The organism is Lelliottia sp. F153, from assembly GCF_002870005.1.
Classification (GTDB): domain Bacteria; phylum Pseudomonadota; class Gammaproteobacteria; order Enterobacterales; family Enterobacteriaceae; genus Enterobacter; species Enterobacter nimipressuralis.
Genome location: NZ_PKFT01000001.1, coordinates 804305 through 822511, shown reverse-complemented (window position 1 = coordinate 822511; position 18207 = coordinate 804305). Strand labels below are relative to the sequence as shown.

The following is an 18207-nucleotide window of genomic DNA, read 5'->3' as shown; positions in this document are numbered from 1 at the left end:
AGGAGGTCATATGTCTTCAACTGAAGCAACCAATAAAGCTCCAGCAGTACCCGAGAAAAATAATAGCAAACCCGCGCGAGACGAGCCGGTATTACAGGTCGAACGTCGTGACTTTATTGATCTGGTTCCGGAAAAACGCCCGCGCGCCCAATCATTGCGAGGTTTCGATGATTGTTATACGGATATTGTCGATTATATTGTCCGCTGTACCCATAAAATATGGGATGAGCGTGATGTCGGATTAATTTACACCCATTACACCCACAACTGCGTGTTATATAACGCGCTGGGAACCCTCTATAACCGTGAGCAGGTCGTGCAGGATACGCTCCAGCGTTTAATTGCGTTCCCGGAGCGTCGCGGCATGGCGACCCAGGTTATCTGGAACGGTAATGACGTGGACGGTTTCTATACCTCGCATCTGGTGACCGGCAGCGGGCGTCACACCCAGTACAGCCATCTGGGCAAACCGACCAATCGCACCTTTGTGAACCGTACCGTCGCCGACTGTATGATCCACGAAAACAAAATTTACCGTGAGTGGGTGGTGAGCGACAACATGTCGCTGATGAAGCAGCTTGGGCTGAACACCGATGAAATCGCCTTTAACATGGCGAAAGAGCAGTTCGATAAAGGTTTTCGCGTCACCGATATTGGCGAGAACGGCCGGATGCTCGGCCAGTATCCGCCGGATGTGGCCTGTGACGTCTCTATCGCCCACACGGACACCGAAGAGCAGCTTCTGCGCTGGCTGCATGAGATCTATAACCGCCGGATGCTGGGCAAAATCAAAGAGGTGTACGCCCCGACCGTGCAGTGGCACGGCCCGTTAATGAAAGAGCTGTACGGCACGGCGGCGGTGACGCACCAGACTCTGGCGCTGATCGGCATGATCCCTGATGGCGCATGGCTGCCGCAGCATATCTGCTCGAATCCATGCGATGAGGGCGGGGTGAAAGTGGCGGTGCGCTGGATTATCGAAGGCCACCACCTGGGCTACGGCGCGCTGGGCAAACCGACGGGCGAGCGTCTGTTCGTGATGGGCATGTCCCACTACCACATCGTCAACGGCAAAATCGTCGATGAATGGGTGGTGTACGACCACCTGGCGCTGCTGGCGCAAATCAAACTTGGCCAGATGGAGGAGGCGTAATGTCTGCACAAGCGATTACGGAACAGGTGCGCTGGATCAAGCGGCCGCAGGGGCAGGATGCGCAGGCCGACCGTACATTAACGGATAAAGTCAGCGCCATCATCGAGCGCGTGAAAACGGAAGGCGATGCGGCGCTGCGGGCATTTTCGCAGCAGTTCGACAACGTGGTGCCAGAGCAGTTTGAAGTGACGGCGCAGGAGATTGAAAACGCGCTGAACGATCTGGACCCGCAGACGCGGCGCGACAGCGAGTTCGCCATTGCGCAGGTCCGCCGTTTTGCCCAGGCGCAGCTGGCGACCATGCAGCCGCTGGAGGTGGAAACCCTGCCGGGCGTGCATCTCGGACACCGCATTATTCCCGTGCAGACCGTCGGCTGCTACGTACCGGGGGGGCGCTATCCGATCCTTTCGGCGCCAGTGATGTCGATTGTTCCGGCAACGGTCGCGGGCTGCGAGCAGATTATCGCCTGTCTGCCGCCCGCCGCTCATCCGGCGATGATTGCTGTCTGCCATCTGGCGGGCGCACATCGGATCTTCAAAATTGGCGGTGCCCAGGCGATTGCGGCAATGGCCTGGGGAACCGACAGTGTTCCGGCGGTGGATAAAATCGTCGGGCCGGGCAACGCCTTTGTGAACGAAGCCAAGCGTCAGGTGTTTGGCAAAGTGGGGATTGATGCCCTGGCCGGGCCAAGCGAAATCTTCACCGTCGCCGATGACAGCGCCGATCCGCGTATTCTGGCGGCGGATCTGCTGGCGCAGGCTGAGCATGACGTCCATACCCGCGTCGGGCTGGCGACCACCAGTCGCGCCATTGCCGAAGGTACGCTGATGGAGATCGAACGTCAGCTGACCACGCTGCCGACGGCGGCCACGGCGGGTGAAGCCTGGCGTCGTCAGGGCGAAATCGTGCTGTGTGACACCGAGGAGCAACTTATCGCGTTTGCCGATTTTATGGCGACGGAGCATCTGCAGGTGCACACCCGCGATCCGCACGGCACGGCGGCGAAGATCCGCAATTACGGTTCGCTGTTTATCGGCCAGAACGCCAGCGTGGTGTTTTCGGACAAATGCTGTGGGACCAACCACACCTTGCCGACGATGGCGGCGGCGCGCTACACCGGCGGGCTGTGGGTGGGCGCCTATGTGAAAATCTGTACCCACCAGTGGATTGATGACAAAGGGATTGCAGCAATTGCGGAACCGGCGATACGCCAGAGCCGCACGGAAGGGATGCAGGGGCACCGGCGCGCGGCGGAGATTCGTCTGCGGCCTGAGGCGATTGACGCAATCACCTCGGGCACGCGCGATTAAATCAGCAGCCTGGCCTGGCTCCGGGCCAGGCCTTACTCCTCGCTGAATGGCAGGCGACGACGCGCGCGCGATGCGCGTTGGGTGATCGCTTTCGCCATCGACTCGCCAATCTCCGCACACACGGTCAGCCCCTGCACAAAGGGCTGATCGTGCATCAGATACGGCAGTGCACCAAAAGCGATGCGCCCGCGCACGCTGTCGGGTGCCAGCAGGGTGTAATCCTCACCGACGTCCGGGATCTCATCGCCGTTCTCTTGTAACTGCTGGCGCAGCGTCGGGAACGGCAGATCTTTGGTCTTCAGCGGTTTTTGCCCGCGGGCATCAATAAAGAGATCGAATTCATAACGCTCTCCCTTCGCCATAATGATCGTCCTGTCGTCCTGCACATCCCTTTTATAATCTGCGCCCAGCGCTAGCACGCTGATAATGCCGGCCTCGCGCAGCGCCAGCAGCCGACGAATAGACTGGGAGGGAATGGCCGCATAGTTGTCGATAAAAATGCGCGACAGCCCGGCGTCAAAACGCTTGCGGTCTTTATCCGTCAGATGCGGGACGATCTCCTGTACCACTTCATGCATCCGCAAAATGGTGTAGCGCCAGGGCACCGTGCGTTTATCACGTTTGTTGCGCTCGACCTCATCGAGATTGGATTGCGCCCAGCTGAAGGGATCGTGTTTGTGGCGCTCGGCAAAATAGGCGTCGTGGAAGGTATCGGCGTTCAGCGCTTCAAGGCCAATGGCGTGGCTCCACTGCGGATCGGCCAGCTCAAGTTCCTGCGTCATCAGAGTGAACACGCGATCGAGCAGCCCCTCAGATCCTGCAGCGATCGCTTTTTCGATGGCCTGTTCCGTGACGAGGGTGAGCGGTTCGTAGGGGAGAGGGCAGTAAAAATCGGCTTCTGGCAGAATGCCCGAGCGGGACATCAGCACGATGTCGAGCGCATCGCTCCCTTTGTCGAGCCTGAATTCCACGGGCTGATTTTCCGGCTCGATAAATTCACCGTGCTGAATGGCGACCGCCATCGCCGCATCTAACCCGCTGAGGGAGGTGCCCATAATGCCAACGCGACAGGCGCGAATAGTGGCTTCCATCAATCCCGACCAGGGGCTTGGGAAGAACGAGCGCGTTGATTCCTCTTCGTCCGGCCAGACGTGACCGGTGGCGATCACCGCCAGATCGTACGTCACGGGTTCTGCCCGGTTCTCCGTCCAGACGTTGACGCCCTGAGGCGTCACCTCCAGGTCCGTCACCTGGCAGGATTCCTGCACCTTGACGCTAAATCCGCGCTGTTTCGCCTGTGCGATCAGCTGTAAAAACTGGTCGCGATAATACTCGCCCAACAAAATGCGTGGCAGGAACTGGCGGTCATGAAGGGAGGATTTCTGTACACCGTAGCGTGCCAGGTGTTCGCTGCTCTGGGTAAGCAGCCAGTCGAGATAGGTCGAAAAGAGCGGGGGAATTTCGATGCTGGCGATATTAGCGAGCATCATCCGCGAGTTATCTTCATCGCTGTAGGGCATGCCAACACCGGCCTCGTCACCCTGCTCATAAATATCCACGGCCAGTGGCGTCTGATTTTTCAGCAGAGAGAAAAGGGTATAAATGCCAGTGGGGCCGGCACCGATAATCGCAATCTTTTTCATCCATTCTCACCCGTTATTATTGTTTGATTCCTGGAGGGCAACCGGGCGCCGACTTCGCCGGGCGTTAACGCCTATCGCCCGTCTGCCCTCGTCCATTTCTGAGTCATCACCGCTTTTAGTGCCGGATTTCCCGTACATCAAACAGTATATACGCTGTCACTATTTCTATAGCAGAAGCGGGAGCGCCATCAGAAAGCCGTTATTCGTCAGGATCTCGCCTGTGGGATACATTACGTCAGGGGATGAAACAGGATTCGCGCAGAGAAGCAGAGGGTTAAGCGGTGAAAATGTAAAACGGGAAACTTGGTCGAGAGAGAGCCGCAATGCCTGTTATTAACGGGCTAATCAGGGATATTCTGGAATGTTGAAAAGGGAGGTAAAGCTGAAGAGGTGTAACCTGAAATGGTGCGTCCGAGTGGACTCGAACCACCGACCCCCACCATGTCAAGGTGGTGCTCTAACCAACTGAGCTACGGACGCACTGTACAGATTTTTTTGATGGTGCGTCCGAGTGGACTCGAACCACCGACCCCCACCATGTCAAGGTGGTGCTCTAACCAACTGAGCTACGGACGCATCATGTTGTCTGTGACAACGGGGTCGAATATTAGCGACAGTGACGGGATGAGGCAAGAGGGAAAATGCAATTTTCTTCCGTATTTCACGCGATTGCTTCATTCCCGCGCAAAATGAAGAGAAAGTAGCCGCCCGTAGACGGCTAGCGGGTAATTAACGCGCAGCGCGTTGCAAAATCACATTCGATGGCTGACGTTGCAGGAAGCGCATACGCAGCATCATCAGGATCGCGGCGGAGGTTAATCCGATGATAAAGCCCATCCAGAAACCGGCCGGACCCATTCTGTCGACCACCAGATCCGTCAGCGCCAGCACGTAACCGCTCGGCAGCCCGAGCACCCAGTAGGCGGTGAAAGTGATAAAGAAGATCGAACGCGTATCTTTATACCCACGCAGAATACCGCTGCCGATCACCTGAATCGAATCGGAAATCTGATATACCGCCGCCAGCAGCATCAGCTGTGAGGCGAGGATCACCACCTCCGGATTGTCGTTATAAAGCAGGGCGATCTGCTCGCGCAGCAACACGGTAAAGATGGCGGTACAGGCCGCCATGCACACGCCCACCATCAGGCCGGTACGCGCCGCCGTCTGTGCATCGAGCGTCGAACCCTGCCCCAGACGATAGCCGACGCGGATCGTTACCGCTGCCGCAAGGGACATCGGCAGTACGAACATCAGCGAGCTAAAGTTCAGCGCAATCTGGTGGCCCGCCACGTCGACAATCCCCAGCGGGGAGACCAGCAGGGCGACGACCGCAAATAGCGTCACTTCAAAGAACAGCGCCAGCGCGATAGGCAGACCGAGCTGCACCAGACGTTTCACCACGCTCATATCCGGCTTGCCGAAACCCGGCTCATTGCGGATATCGCGCATTGAGCGCGCGCGTTTGACGTAAGAGAGCATGCTGGCAAACATGACCCAGTAGACCGCCGCTGTCGCGACGCCACAGCCCACGCCGCCCAGCTCTGGCATGCCGAAATGACCGTAGATAAAGACATAGTTCACCGGGATGTTTACCAGCAGCCCGATAAAGCCAATCACCATGCCGGGTTTGGTTTTCGCCAGTCCTTCACACTGGTTACGCGCCACCTGGAAGAACAGGTAGCCGGGCGCACCCCACAGCAGGGCACGCAGATAGCCGACGGCTTTATCGGCCAGGGCCGGGTCGATATTGTGCATCGAGCGAATAATATGGCCCGCGTTCCACAGCACAATCATGATCAGAACGGAGACACATCCGGCGAGCCAGAAGCCCTGACGCACCTGATGGGCAATACGATCGCGTCGGCCTGAGCCGTTAAGCTGGGCGATAACCGGCGTTAGGGCCAGCAGCAGTCCGTGGCCGAAAAGAATAGCCGGAAGCCAGATAGAGGTACCAATAGCAACGGCGGCCATATCGGTGGCGCTGTAACCGCCCGCCATAACCGTATCCACAAATCCCATTGCGGTTTGAGCGACCTGCGCGATGATCACCGGTATTGCCAGCGCTAATAACTGACGCGCTTCATTCATGTACTTCTGCACGTGAACACCTTTTGTTTTGTTGTTATTTGAGAGACTAAAAAACCCGCCGAAACTGGCAGCAAGAAGAAAAAACAGGGGGAATGCCAGCTATTGTAGCGGGGTTTCTCTATTTATCTAGTGAAAAAATCGCCAGAAAATGCGCTCCGCTGGCAACCTGTTTTTCCAACTGTTATTGTGTTGCGATTAAACGGTGTCACTACCGTTGGGATAATACAGGAGTGGTAAGCATGTTTACTGGTATCGTGCAGGGCACTGCAAAACTGGTGTCCATAGATGAAAAACCTAATTTCCGTACCCATGTGGTCGAGCTGCCGGAATATATGCTCGACGGTCTGGAGACCGGGGCATCGGTGGCACACAACGGCTGCTGTCTGACAGTGACAGAAATTAACGGCAACCGTATTAGCTTTGATCTGATGAAAGAGACGCTGCGTATTACCAACCTCGGCGAGCTGGTGGTGGGCGACATGGTTAACGTTGAGCGCGCGGCGAAGTTCAGCGATGAGATTGGCGGACATTTAATGTCGGGTCATATTATGACGACCGCCGAGATTTCGAAAATCCTGACTTCAGAAAATAACCGTCAGATCTGGTTTAAGGTTCAAGACGCGTCATTAATGAAATACATCCTTTACAAAGGATTTATTGGCGTGGATGGGATTAGTCTGACGGTGGGTGAAGTGACGCCAACCCGTTTCTGCGTACATTTAATTCCGGAAACGTTGCAGCGCACGACGCTGGGGGCGAAAAAACTCGGCCATCGCATTAATATCGAAATTGATCCCCAGACCCAGGCGGTAGTGGATACCGTAGAACGGGTGCTGGCGGCGAAAGAATTAGCGAGTAAACTGACGTCGGAAGACGAATAAAATAAACCCCGGATATCCGGGGTTTATTTTTTTATCGCGCGACCCGCAAACCATGCTCCACGCCACGACTGAACACGACCTGCCAGAGCTGAATATCCCGGGCACGAAATGCGCCCGCACAGGCATTCAGGTAATAGACAAACATCCGCTTGAAGCGTTCAGAATAGTTCTCCGCAATTTCCGGCCATGACGCCAGAAAACGTTCGTGCCAGGCCATCAGTGTCGTATCGTAGTCGGCACCAAAATTGTGCCAGTCTTCGACAATAAAGTGCGACTCACTGGCATCGGCTATCTGGCGAACCGAAGGTAAACAGCCATTCGGGAAGATGTATTTATTGATCCAGGGATCGACCGAATGATCGGTCTTTTTGGAACCAATGGTGTGTAGCAGGAAAAGACCTTCCGGTTTCAGGTTGCGATCGGCAACCGTGAAATAGGTGTTGTAATTTTTTGGCCCGACGTGTTCGAACATTCCCACGGAGACGATACGATCGAACTGATCGTCCAGATCGCGATAATCCTGCAGCAGAATGGTCACATCCAGCCCCGCGCAGCGTTCTTGCGCCAGTTTCTGCTGTTCAGCCGAAATGGTCACACCCACGACGCTCACGCCGTAGTGTTTCGCCATGTACCAGGCAAGCCCACCCCAGCCGCAGCCGATATCCAGCACCCGCATACCGGGCTGAAGCTGCAGTTTTTCGCAGATTAAACGCAGTTTCGCCTGCTGTGCATCTTCGAGCGTGGTGGCCTCTTTCCAGTAGGCGCAGGAATATTGCATCAGCGGGTCAAGCATGCGGCTGAAAAGATCGTTGCCAAGATCGTAATGCTCTTTCCCGACAATCCATGCCCGTTTTTTACTTTGCAGATTCAGCAATCGTGCAGAGGCGATCCGCAGCGTATCCTTCAGGTGGTGGGGGAGCTGGTTTTCCAGCCCGGCGCGCAGAACGTTATGGAAAAACATATCCAGCCGCTCGCATTCCCACCAGCCGTCCATGTAGCTCTCGCCTAAACCCAGCGAACCTTCCTGCAACACGCGTTTGAAAAAATCGGGATGCTTTACCTGAATATCTGAAGGGGCAGACCCGTTAATCGCGATGCCCGCCCGACTCAGTAATTCATTGACGATCCGGAACCAGTTATTGTCCCGAACATTGACTTCTTCTATACACGATGAACTCATAGCTTCTCCATCACGTTGTGTGATCAGAACCTTCAAACAGCGTAGCCGCTTTTTATGGTTTGTGAGAAATCCCACGGTTTTTCCGTGAGGCTAATATCCGACGTAGAACAGAGGAAGGGAGATAACCCTTACCGAAAGGCCTTCCATGGTAAAACGGGAGCACTCCGGCTCCCGTTAACACATAATATTTATCGTATTTATATGAACCAAATTTAGTATAGGCCGCAAAAAAGAGCGATTCAACTGAAAGTTGTTAGCAGCCTAATGACTGAAATGTAACATAATTGCTCACGCGATTACGCCTGCGACGATTTCGCCTCGGCGGTGTCCTCCGCCAGCGTCTTCACTGAGGCCTGCATGCGATAACCCAGCGCGGCGAGAACCACGGTAGCCAGCATCACGCTGGTCGTGGTCATCAGCGGCGTAGCGATTAACGCAGAGACAATCAGGCTTGCGAGGAAGCACAGACCGAGCTGCAGGGTATTTTGCAGCGCCGCCGCACGGCCCGTTGCATGAGGGAAAGGACGCAGTGCCTGAGCCACTACAATCGGGTAAATCGCCCCGTTTGCCACGGCCATCACACAGAATGGGATCAGAATTTCAGTCAGCCCGACGTGTGGAATAAAGCCAACCGCCCAGGTACCGATGACGCTTACGGCGAAAAGCACCAGCAGCCACGGCAGCATCTGCTGTCCCTGCCATTTTTGCAGCGCGGCGCGGCAGCCGTAACCCCCCACCAGGAACGCGATGGTCTGTGGAACATAGCTCAGGCCGATCACCGCCGGGCTGTAGCCCATATCATGCAGAATAAACGGCGAACCAGTCAGCCACGCAAAGAAGCTGGCGGAACAGGCGGCGTAGACCAGCACGTTGCCGCGATACGCGCGTGAACGCAGCAACGACAGGAAAGTGACGCGATTATCGTGGTTTTCAGCCGGTTTCGGCTGGGCAGGTTTTAGCGTGAAGGCCGGTAACATCAGCACCAGCGTGATGATAAACAGGGTGGCGAAAATCGCCTGCCAGTCAAAATGCACCAGGATCCAGCTACCGAGCAGGGGAGCCAGCGCCGGAGAGAGACCGACCAGCGGCATAATAGTGGCAAAAATGCGGTTCACGCGAGACGCGGGATAATAGTCCGTCACCAGCGCCTGCCAGGTGACGGCGGCGGCACACACACCGAATGCCTGGATAAATCGCAGCACCAGCAGCCAGGTTGCATCACGCACCCACAGCATCCCCAGGCAGCCGACGGCGAAAATCGCCAGACCGAGGAGCAGAATCGGTTTGCGACCGTAACGGTCAGAGAGCGGGCCCCATAACAGCTGTGCGAAGGCAAAACCGGCGAGGAACAGGCTCAGGCTGGCGCTGATGGCGGCGGCAGGAGTCTGTAAATCGGCCTGCATCGCGGCAAACGCGGGCAGGTACATGTCGGTCGCCAAAAAGCCCAGCACGCTTAAACCGCCGAGCCAGACCAGGAATCCTTTGTTGGGTTGCATTATTTTTTATTTCCTAAAGAGGGCAGGTAATCACTGGCGCAAAGTGTAGGGAGTGCAAACTGCCTTGTGAAACGCTAATATTTGGTGATTGCATTCAAAAATTTTGCAGGCAGAAAATGTGGTCAGAATATTCGTTAGAAGTGGTGGATGCGGTCGCGCGTAACGGCAGCTTTAGTGGTGCGGCCCAGGAACTCCACCGCGTCCCCTCTGCGGTGAGCTATACGGTGCGTCAGCTTGAAGAGTGGCTGGCGGTTCCGCTGTTCGAGCGCCGTCACCGCGACGTGGTTCTGACGCCAGCGGGCGTCTGGTTTTTGAAAGAAGGGCGATCTGTTATCAAAAAAATGATGATCACCCGCGAGCAGTGCCAGCAGATTGCGAACGGCTGGCGCGGGCATCTCGCCATTGCGGTGGATAACATCGTCAAACCCGAACGCACCCGACAGATGGTCGTCGATTTCTATCGCCACTTCTCTGATGTGGAGCTGCGCGTCTCGCAGGAGGTGTTCAACGGCGTGTGGGATGCGCTCTCTGACGGCAGGGTGGAGATGGCGATCGGCGCGACCCAGGCGATCCCGGTGGGGGGGCGCTATGCGTTTCGCGATATGGGAGCCCTGAGCTGGACCTGCGTTGTCGCCCGCGATCATCCTCTGGCCGCCATTGCAGGTCCGTTGAGCGATGATACGTTGCGCAACTGGCCGTCGCTGGTGCTGGAAGATACCTCACGATCGCTGCCAAAACGGATTACCTGGTTACTGGATAACCAGCGCCGTGTGGTCGCCCCGGACTGGGAGACGTCGGCGACCTGTCTTTCTGCGGGGCTGTGCGTGGGAATGGTGCCGGTGCATTTTGCACGTCCACGCATCGATCGCGGTGAATGGGTGGCTCTGACGCTGGAAAACCCGTTCCCGGATGCGGCCTGTTGCCTGACGTGGCAGCAAAACGATATGTCACCGGCGCTGGCGTGGCTGCTGGATTATCTGGGGGATAGCGAAACGCTGAACAAAGAGTGGCTGAGGGAGCCGGAATAACCGGCCCCTCGGGGGATTAACGGCGGTAGTCGCGGAACGGACCGTCGGCCACGGAGCGGCGTTCAATCAGGCGCGGGTGGACTTCAATCGACTGCGACTCTTCACGCTTGCTGACGATGCGGTCCAACAGCATATTGAACGCCGTTTCGCCCAGCGAGTCTTTCGGCTGGTGAATGGTCGTCAGCGCCGGGGTGAAGTAGCGTGCGTTGCGCACGTTATCGTACCCGATCACGGAAATGTCCTGCGGCACGCGCAAACCCAGCTCATCGGCTGCGCAAAGGGCGCCCATCGCCATAATGTCACCCCCGATAAAGACCGCGGTAGGGCGGTGCGACTGGGAGACGATCTGCTGCATCGCGCGGTAGCCGGATTCCGGCTCGAAGTCGCCCTGCACGATCCAGTTTTCTGGCACCGTAATCAGCGCTTCTTCCATCGCTTTCATGAACCCTGCCAGACGGCCTGCGCCGGTGTTGCGCTCCAGCGGACCCGGAATGACGCCGATTTCGCGGTGACCGCGCTCAATCAGGTAGCGACCTGCCATGTAGCCGCCTTCAAAGGCGTTATCGTTGACGGAATCGGTAAAATCAGCGCGGGTATCACCCCAGTCCATTACCACCATCGGAATGTGGCGATACTCTTCAAGCATGGAGAGCACGGACTCCGGGTATTCAGAACACATCACCAGCAGGCCATCAACGCGCTTTTGCGCCATCATAGACAGGTAAGCGCGCTGTTTCTCCTGGCTGTTCCAGGCGTTGCCGAGAATCAGGGTGTAGCCCTTCTGGAAACAGTTTTTCTCAACCGCTTCGATGATCTCGGCAAAATAGGCGGCTTCGCTGCTGGTCGCCAGCAGGCCGATCGATTTGGTGTGGTTCACCTTCAGGCTACGCGCCACGGCACTCGGGGAGTAGTGCAGCTCTTTGATGGCGGCCCATACGGCGTTGCGCGTCTCTTCCGCAACGAAACGCGTTTTGTTAATTACATGTGATACGGTTGTAGTGGAAACGTTTGCGCGTTTCGCCACATCTTTAATTGTTGCCATTACATGTCACTCCAGACCATATCTTAAACTCCTGAAATACTTAAAGGTAAACGTTTGCCTTCTCTCACCCTTATCTCGCAATGTGAATTGCGATACGCCGGGAAAACGACTCAGAACGTCAGGAGGGGGTCAGTGGCCGGTACGCTTATAAATTTAGCGTGGAATTTTGTCTTATCTTGATGAAAAGGGGAAGAGCAAAAACGGTTATCAGCCTAAATCCAGGAAGATTTTTGGGGTAAACTGTGTAAAAATGAGCAAGCTCACTTTTCGTGGGGTTATTAAAAGGAGAAAAATTGATGAGTACCGATCTGAAGTTTTCGCTGACGACAACCATTATTGTTCTGGCTCTGATTGTCGCTGCGGGTCTGACCGCTGCGCTGCACTGATTTAAGCGGGGGAGAGTTCTCTCCCTCGTCTCCTGCCCGTTCCCTGATTGTTACCCGCACGGCAAAAATCTTTTGCTAATTTGTTAACTTCTCATTTTTTGTGATTAATGTCATGCTTTTGACATCTTAGTCCCGTGTCGCGTGACGACACGGCATCCGGAGTTAATCAATGAAAATCAATTTTCCCCTGCTGGCCCTGGCGATTGGCGCGTTCGGCATCGGCACCACCGAGTTTTCCCCGATGGGGCTGTTGCCGGTTATCGCAAAAGGGGTAGATGTCTCTATTCCGGCCGCAGGTATGCTGATCAGCGCCTACGCCATTGGCGTGATGATTGGTGCGCCGCTCATGACGCTGCTGTTATCCCATCGTGCCCGTCGCAATGCGCTGATCTTCCTGATGGCGATTTTTACCCTCGGTAACGTGCTCTCGGCGCTGTCACCGGATTACACCACGCTGCTGCTGTCACGCATTCTGACCAGCCTGAACCACGGCGCGTTCTTTGGCTTAGGCTCAGTGGTGGCGGCGAGCGTGGTGCCAAAACACAAGCAGGCCAGCGCGGTGGCAACCATGTTTATGGGGCTAACCATCGCCAATATTGGCGGTGTACCGGCGGCGACCTGGCTAGGTGAAGTCATTGGCTGGCGGATGTCGTTTATGGCAACCGCAGGGCTGGGCGTAGTGGCGATGATTGCCCTGTTCTTCTCGCTTCCGAAAGGCGAGGCGGGCGAGCGCCCGGACGTGCGTAAAGAGCTGTCGGTGCTGGTTCGTCCACAGGTGTTGTCTGCTCTGTTAACCACGGTGCTCGGGGCGGGCGCGATGTTTACGCTCTACACCTACATTTCACCAGTTCTGCACGATATCACCCACGCCACACCGCTGTTCGTGACGGCGATGCTGGTGCTGGTTGGCGTCGGTTTCTCTCTGGGCAACTATCTCGGCGGTAAACTGGCGGATCGCTCGGTCACCGGGACGCTGAAAGGCTTCTTAACGCTGCTGATTGTGATTATGCTCGCGATTCCCTGGCTTGCGCGCAACGAGTTTGGGGCGGCCATCGCGATGGTGGTGTGGGGCGCTGCAACCTTTGCCGTGGTTCCGCCATTGCAGATGCGCGTCATGCGTGTGGCGTACGAAGCGCCGGGCCTCTCCTCTTCCGTGAATATCGGGGCGTTTAATCTCGGGAATGCGCTGGGTGCGGCAGCCGGTGGGGCGGTGATTTCAGGCGGGCTGGGATACGCTTTTGTACCGGTGATGGGGGCGATTATTGCGGCGCTCGGTCTGCTGCTGGTCCTGACATCGGGCCGTAAACAGCCGGAACCTGTTCGCGTCACAGAGTAATCAAAAAACGCAGAAGGGCTGCCCCTTCTGCGTCTCATTTATGCCGCGAAGTTCTTCGCCACAAATTCCCAGTTCACCAGCGCCCAGAAGTGCTCAAGGTAGTTCGGGCGAGCGTTACGGTAGTCGATATAATACGCGTGTTCCCACACATCAACGGTCATCAGCGGTTTCGCGCTGGTGGTCAGTGGGGTTCCCGCGTTTGACGTTGAGACGATAGCCAGTTTTCCGTCGGCCTCTTTGACCAGCCACGTCCAGCCAGAGCCGAAGTTCTTAATTGCTGCGTCAGTAAACTTCGCTTTGAAATCTGCAAAGCTGCCGAATGCGGCGTTAATGGCAGCCGCCAGTTCACCGGTTGGTTCGCCACCGGCGTTCGGTGCCAGGCAGTGCCAGTAGAACGTGTGGTTCCAGACCTGAGCGGCGTTATTGAACACACCGCCGTCAGAACTGCGCACAATCTCTTCCAGCGTTTTACCTTCAAACGCAGTGTCCTTAACCAGATTGTTCAGGTTAGTGACATAGGTCTGATGGTGTTTGCCGTAGTGGTATTCCAGGGTTTCCGCCGAAATGTGCGGAGCCAGGGCGTCTTTTGCATACGGTAATGCAGGTAATTCGAACGACATTGCTTCTCTCCTTATTATAGTGTTGCACTGCAATAACCCTATTGAGTGCAAGGATAGAGTAGCAAATTGAAAGGGTATGCAAAAGAGGAACTTACCCTGCCGACGGTGCGGCAGGGCAGGGATTAGCGAATGGTTTTCGGGGTCATTACGCGGCGGGCGCCAACGTAGTGGCGAACCCAGTAATCTTCGCTCAGGGAGGTGATTTGGATATCCTGGCCGCTGCGAGGCGACTGGATAAACTTGCCGTTGCCAACGTAAACGCCAACGTGATCGGCGGTGCCGCGGCCTTGCGTGCGGAAGAAGACCAGATCTCCGCTCTCCAGCTCACCGCGATTCACGGCTGCTGCATCGCGCAGGTGATACATCTCATTCGCCGTACGCGGGATGCGGAACTTCACCAGATCTTTATAGGCATAATAGACCAGACCACTGCAGTCGAAACCGGTGCGCGGGGAGGTGCCGCCCCAATGATAGGGTTTGCCAATCTGCCCCATCAGCTTGTTCATCGCGGTTTTCTGCGCTTTCTGCACACGCACTTTATGCACCTCAGAGAGCTTCGCAGTTTTACCCACTTTCAGGCAGTTCGTTTTGTGGCCTTTACGTACGGTGCATTTTTCCGGAGCCACTTTTGCAACTTTTGCGGCAGTGCGGGTGGGTTTGCTGCGGGTTTTACTGGTGAGGGCCTTACTGGAGGTGGACTGCTTTCGTGCGGTAGTGGTTTTTTTCTTTTCGCTTTTACGGGTGCTGGTAGGTGTTTTTTTCTTACGTTCTGTGGTTTTCGCCAGATGTGACTTCTGCACGGCAGAGTGCCGCGCCTGCTCCGAGGCGTTAGCCGCTGGCGTGAAAACGAGTGATGTAAACAGTAAAGCACAGAGCGTGATCGAGATTTTTGTTATCCGCGCCACTGAGCATTCCCCTGAATTAGATGTGGGTCATCAATAGTACCCACGTATGATTTACAAAGCCCGTCGATTCTAATCTAAAAATCTGCGAGAAGTTAATAGCATTTATCGGTCTAAAAGTCTGTTTCGTTAGCGAGTGCAAAAAAAAAAGTCAGATTGTTGCCGCGTTGTTCACTCCCTGAACAAAACCACACCGGGTGAGGGGGTAAGCTATCTTTGGAATGCAACTTTAGCCGACAACCGTTAAGATATAAGCAGGTGACGAAAATGTTATTTTCCGATGTCTCTCTGACCCGCTACAATGTCAGACGATCGCCGTAACAGAAGTTAAAGGAAGCAAGACATGAGCACGACTATTGAAAAAATCCAGCGCCAGATCGCTGAAAACCCGATTCTGCTGTACATGAAAGGTTCACCGAAGCTGCCAAACTGCGGTTTCTCTGCACAAGCCGTGCAGGCGCTGTCTGCCTGTGGCGAGCGTTTTGCTTACGTTGATATTCTGCAGAATCCGGACATCCGCGCTGAGCTGCCAAAATACGCTAACTGGCCAACCTTCCCGCAGCTGTGGGTTGATGGTGAGCTGGTCGGCGGTTGCGACATTCTGATCGAAATGTATCAGCGTGGCGAACTGCAGCAGCTGATCAAAGAAACCGCTGCCAAGTACAAAACCGAAGAGCCAGACGCAGAATAAATTCTTTTGCATCAGGCAAAAAAAAGCGACCTTTCGGTCGCTTTTTTTATTCCTCGCTGTCGCCCATCGGCAGCGGCCAGCCGCCCAGACGCTTCCAGCGGTTCACAATCTCACAGAACAGTTCAGATGTGCGCTCAGTGTCGTACAGCGCCGAGTGGGCCTGAGTACCGTCGAAATCGATGCCCGCAGTAATACAGGCTTTGGAGAGCACGGTCTGGCCCAGTGCCAGCCCGCTCAGCGCGGCGGTATCGAAGGTCACGAACGGATGGAACGGGTTACGCTTGAGCGACGCGCGCTCGGCGGCGGCCATCGTAAAGCTGTGATCGAACGTGGCGTTATGCGCCACCATGATCGCGCGATTACAGTTGCTGTCCTTCATACCTTTGCGCACCATTTTAAAAATGGCGTGCAGGGCGTCATATTCACTCACCGCGCCACGCAGTGGGTTCGTAGGATCGATGCCGTTAAAGGCCAGCGCTTCTGGCTGCAGGTTCGCGCCTTCAAAGGGTTCAACATGGAAATGCAGCGTGGTGTCCGGTGTAAGCCAGCCCTGTTCATCCATTTTCAGCGTAATGGCTGCAATCTCAAGCAGCGCATCGGTTTTAGCGTTAAATCCGGCTGTTTCTACGTCAATCACAACAGGATAAAAACCACGAAAACGGTCGCACAGACCGGTAAGTTGAGCGTTATCGGACATCAGGGTCTCTTACAAGGGAAAAAAGCAGTGCGTATTATGACAAATTTTGCGAGGCGATGCAGTAAAACAACGGGCGCAGAACGCGCCCGGAGGGATCAATTGCCCAGACCGCGACCCGCGTCTTTGGCTTCAATCAGTTCGATTTTGTAACCGTCAGGATCTTCCACGAAGGCAATCACGGTGGTGCCGCCTTTGACCGGACCCGCTTCGCGCGTCACGTTGCCGCCGTTGCTGCGAATGCGCTCGCACGCTTCTGCCGCGTTATCCACTTCCAGCGCGATGTGGCCGTAAGCGGTGCCCAGCTCGTAGCTATCGACATCCCAGTTGTAGGTCAGCTCGATAACTGCTTCGTCGCTTTCCGGGCCGTAACCGACGAACGCCAGGGAATATTTGTATTCCGGGTTTTCGCTGGTGCGCAGCAGCTGCATGCCCAGTACGTTAGTGTAGAAATCGATAGAACGTTGCAGGTTGCCAACGCGCAGCATGGTATGAAGTAGGCGCATATTTTCCTCTTGACCAACTCAATGGCTTATCTTTTTGAACAGAAACGATGTTTTAGTATAGCGGCGAATCATCGCCGCTATCAATGGACAACCGAGGAATTACAGGGAAGGGTAGTCGGTATAGCCTTCAGCGCCGCCGCCATAGAAGCTTTCTGGACGCTGTGGGTTCAGCTCGGCTTTACGCTGCAGACGTGCCACCAGGTCCGGGTTGGCGATGTAATCGCGACCAAAGGCCACGGCGTCGATCAGACCTTTGCCGATCAGATCTTCCGCTTTTTCTGGGGTATACGCACCCGCACCGATGATGACGCCCTGGAAGCGTGCACGCACTTTCTCACGGAATGCCTCAGAGTACGGCTGACCGCCCGCCCAGTCCGGCTCGGACATGTGCAGATACGCGATGCCGCGTTTCGCCAGCTCTTCGATCAGATACAGCGCGTCGGCTTCTTCGTTCGGGCCGTTGTCCACGTTCTGGAACGATCCAATTGGTGAGACGCGGATACCGATACGGTCCGGGCTCCACTCCTGGCACACCGCATCCACCACTTCCAGCACCAGACGGGCGCGGTTTTCCACGCTGCCGCCGTACTGATCGGTACGCTGGTTAGAAGACGGGGAGAGGAACTGGTGCAGCAGGTAACCGTGCGCAGAGTGCAGCTCGACCAGGTCGAAACCGGCTTCACGTGCATTCGCGACGGCCTGGCGGAAATCATTGACGATGCCTGGGATCTCATCGAGTTCCAGCGCGCGTGGGGTAGAGGTATCCACGCGAATGGCATGGCCGTTTTCGTCACGCAGCGAGGTGCGGGTTCCGGCGTTCAGGGCAGACGCGGAAACCGGTGCCTGGCCGCCAGGCTGGATGCTGTTGTGGGAGATACGGCCCGTATGCCACAGCTGGACCGCGATGCGACCATCATCGGCATGAACACCGGCGGTGATTTTTTTCCATGCTGCGATCTGCTCTGGGCTGTGCAGGCCCGGTGCGCCCGCATAACCTTTCGCCTGAGCGGAGATCTGGGTCGCTTCGGAAATGATCAGGCCGGAGCTGGCGCGCTGGCGATAGTATTCACCCATCAGTGGCGTGGGGATATCGCCCGGCTCGATGCTGCGCAGACGGGTGAGAGGGGCCATTAAAACGCGATTAGGTGCGGTAACCGCACCGATTTTCAGTGGGGTAAATAATTTTTCAGTTGACATCATGACTCCTGAGTAGACCGGTCGACTAGTAGATGAATAAATAAAAACGCC

Annotated in this window: 17 protein-coding genes and 2 tRNA genes; 7 read left to right on the top strand and 12 right to left on the bottom strand. The window is 55.8% G+C overall.

From position 1 onward, the window contains the following. The first annotated feature begins 10 nt into the window (after positions 1-10). Both F153LOC_RS03900 and hisD read left to right on the top strand, forming a co-directional pair. Positions 11-1153, top strand: coding sequence for an ester cyclase (locus F153LOC_RS03900; protein ID WP_102103554.1), 1143 nt, complete (start codon positions 11-13; stop codon positions 1151-1153). After that, positions 1153-2463, top strand: a complete 1311-nt coding sequence (gene hisD, locus F153LOC_RS03895; RefSeq protein WP_102103555.1) for a histidinol dehydrogenase — start codon at positions 1153-1155, stop codon at positions 2461-2463. Before F153LOC_RS03900 ends, hisD begins: the two co-directional genes overlap by 1 nt. A gap of 32 nt (positions 2464-2495) precedes the next feature. On the opposite strand, the gene F153LOC_RS03890 is transcribed toward hisD, so the two are convergent. The 4 genes from F153LOC_RS03890 to mdtK form a co-directional block, all read right to left on the bottom strand. Beyond that, the gene (locus F153LOC_RS03890) at positions 2496-4106 is read right to left on the bottom strand and encodes an FAD-NAD(P)-binding protein (RefSeq protein WP_102103556.1); all 1611 of its coding nucleotides are present in this window, start codon (positions 4104-4106) and stop codon (positions 2496-2498) included. Positions 4107-4509: 403 nt separating this feature from the next. After that, a tRNA-Val gene (locus tag F153LOC_RS03885) sits at positions 4510-4586 on the bottom strand. 19 nt (positions 4587-4605) lie between these two features. Further along, positions 4606-4682: transfer RNA gene (locus F153LOC_RS03880), tRNA-Val, on the bottom strand. A 153-nt stretch (positions 4683-4835) separates the two neighbouring features. Further along, on the bottom strand, positions 4836-6209 hold the full coding sequence (gene mdtK, locus F153LOC_RS03875; protein ID WP_102103557.1) for an MdtK family multidrug efflux MATE transporter: 1374 nt from the start codon (positions 6207-6209) through the stop codon (positions 4836-4838). A 227-nt stretch (positions 6210-6436) separates the two neighbouring features. Here mdtK and F153LOC_RS03870 point away from each other — a divergent pair, with 227 nt between their 5' ends. Further along, entirely contained in the window at positions 6437-7078 is a 642-nt protein-coding gene (locus tag F153LOC_RS03870; protein WP_100780416.1) for a riboflavin synthase subunit alpha, read from the top strand. Between the two features lie 31 nt (positions 7079-7109). On the opposite strand, the gene cfa is transcribed toward F153LOC_RS03870, so the two are convergent. Continuing rightward, positions 7110-8258, bottom strand: coding sequence for a cyclopropane fatty acyl phospholipid synthase (cfa, locus tag F153LOC_RS03865; protein WP_102103558.1), 1149 nt, complete (start codon positions 8256-8258; stop codon positions 7110-7112). Positions 8259-8554: 296 nt separating this feature from the next. Continuing rightward, a complete protein-coding gene (punC, locus tag F153LOC_RS03860; protein ID WP_102103559.1) occupies positions 8555-9754 on the bottom strand; it encodes a purine nucleoside transporter PunC in 1200 nt (399 codons plus the stop codon). Positions 9755-9870: 116 nt separating this feature from the next. Between punC and punR the strand changes: the two genes are divergently transcribed. Further along, the gene (punR, locus tag F153LOC_RS03855) at positions 9871-10782 is read left to right on the top strand and encodes a DNA-binding transcriptional activator PunR (protein ID WP_102103560.1); all 912 of its coding nucleotides are present in this window, start codon (positions 9871-9873) and stop codon (positions 10780-10782) included. A gap of 16 nt (positions 10783-10798) precedes the next feature. Here punR and purR read toward each other — a convergent pair whose 3' ends face one another. Further along, positions 10799-11824 carry an HTH-type transcriptional repressor PurR gene (purR, locus tag F153LOC_RS03850; RefSeq protein WP_100780412.1) on the bottom strand — a complete coding sequence of 342 codons (1026 nt, stop codon included), beginning with the start codon at positions 11822-11824 and terminating at the stop codon, positions 10799-10801. Positions 11825-12120: 296 nt separating this feature from the next. Between purR and F153LOC_RS03840 the strand changes: the two genes are divergently transcribed. Together F153LOC_RS03840 and F153LOC_RS03835 are read left to right on the top strand one after the other, a co-directional pair. Continuing rightward, a complete protein-coding gene (locus tag F153LOC_RS03840) occupies positions 12121-12210 on the top strand; it encodes a YnhF family membrane protein (RefSeq protein WP_100780411.1) in 90 nt (29 codons plus the stop codon). Between the two features lie 169 nt (positions 12211-12379). Continuing rightward, complete coding sequence (locus F153LOC_RS03835) at positions 12380-13546, top strand: MFS transporter (protein ID WP_102103561.1); 1167 nt, start codon at positions 12380-12382, stop codon at positions 13544-13546. 38 nt (positions 13547-13584) lie between these two features. On the opposite strand, the gene sodB is transcribed toward F153LOC_RS03835, so the two are convergent. Together sodB and F153LOC_RS03825 are read right to left on the bottom strand one after the other, a co-directional pair. After that, positions 13585-14166 (bottom strand): superoxide dismutase [Fe], encoded by a 582-nt coding sequence (gene sodB / locus F153LOC_RS03830; RefSeq protein WP_102103562.1) that lies wholly within the window; start codon positions 14164-14166, stop codon positions 13585-13587. 122 nt (positions 14167-14288) lie between these two features. Continuing rightward, a complete protein-coding gene (locus tag F153LOC_RS03825; RefSeq protein WP_102103563.1) occupies positions 14289-15071 on the bottom strand; it encodes a C40 family peptidase in 783 nt (260 codons plus the stop codon). A 340-nt stretch (positions 15072-15411) separates the two neighbouring features. Here F153LOC_RS03825 and grxD point away from each other — a divergent pair, with 340 nt between their 5' ends. Then, positions 15412-15759, top strand: coding sequence for a monothiol glutaredoxin 4 (gene grxD, locus F153LOC_RS03820; protein ID WP_095281803.1), 348 nt, complete (start codon positions 15412-15414; stop codon positions 15757-15759). Positions 15760-15805: 46 nt separating this feature from the next. Here grxD and rnt read toward each other — a convergent pair whose 3' ends face one another. From rnt to F153LOC_RS03805, 3 genes are all read right to left on the bottom strand, one after another. Beyond that, positions 15806-16456, bottom strand: a complete 651-nt coding sequence (gene rnt, locus F153LOC_RS03815) for a ribonuclease T (RefSeq protein WP_102103564.1) — start codon at positions 16454-16456, stop codon at positions 15806-15808. A 95-nt stretch (positions 16457-16551) separates the two neighbouring features. Beyond that, positions 16552-16959 (bottom strand): lactoylglutathione lyase, encoded by a 408-nt coding sequence (gene gloA / locus F153LOC_RS03810; RefSeq protein WP_012017189.1) that lies wholly within the window; start codon positions 16957-16959, stop codon positions 16552-16554. A gap of 99 nt (positions 16960-17058) precedes the next feature. Beyond that, positions 17059-18156 (bottom strand): alkene reductase, encoded by a 1098-nt coding sequence (locus F153LOC_RS03805; RefSeq protein ID WP_102103565.1) that lies wholly within the window; start codon positions 18154-18156, stop codon positions 17059-17061. Between the last annotated feature and the right edge of the window lie 51 nt (positions 18157-18207).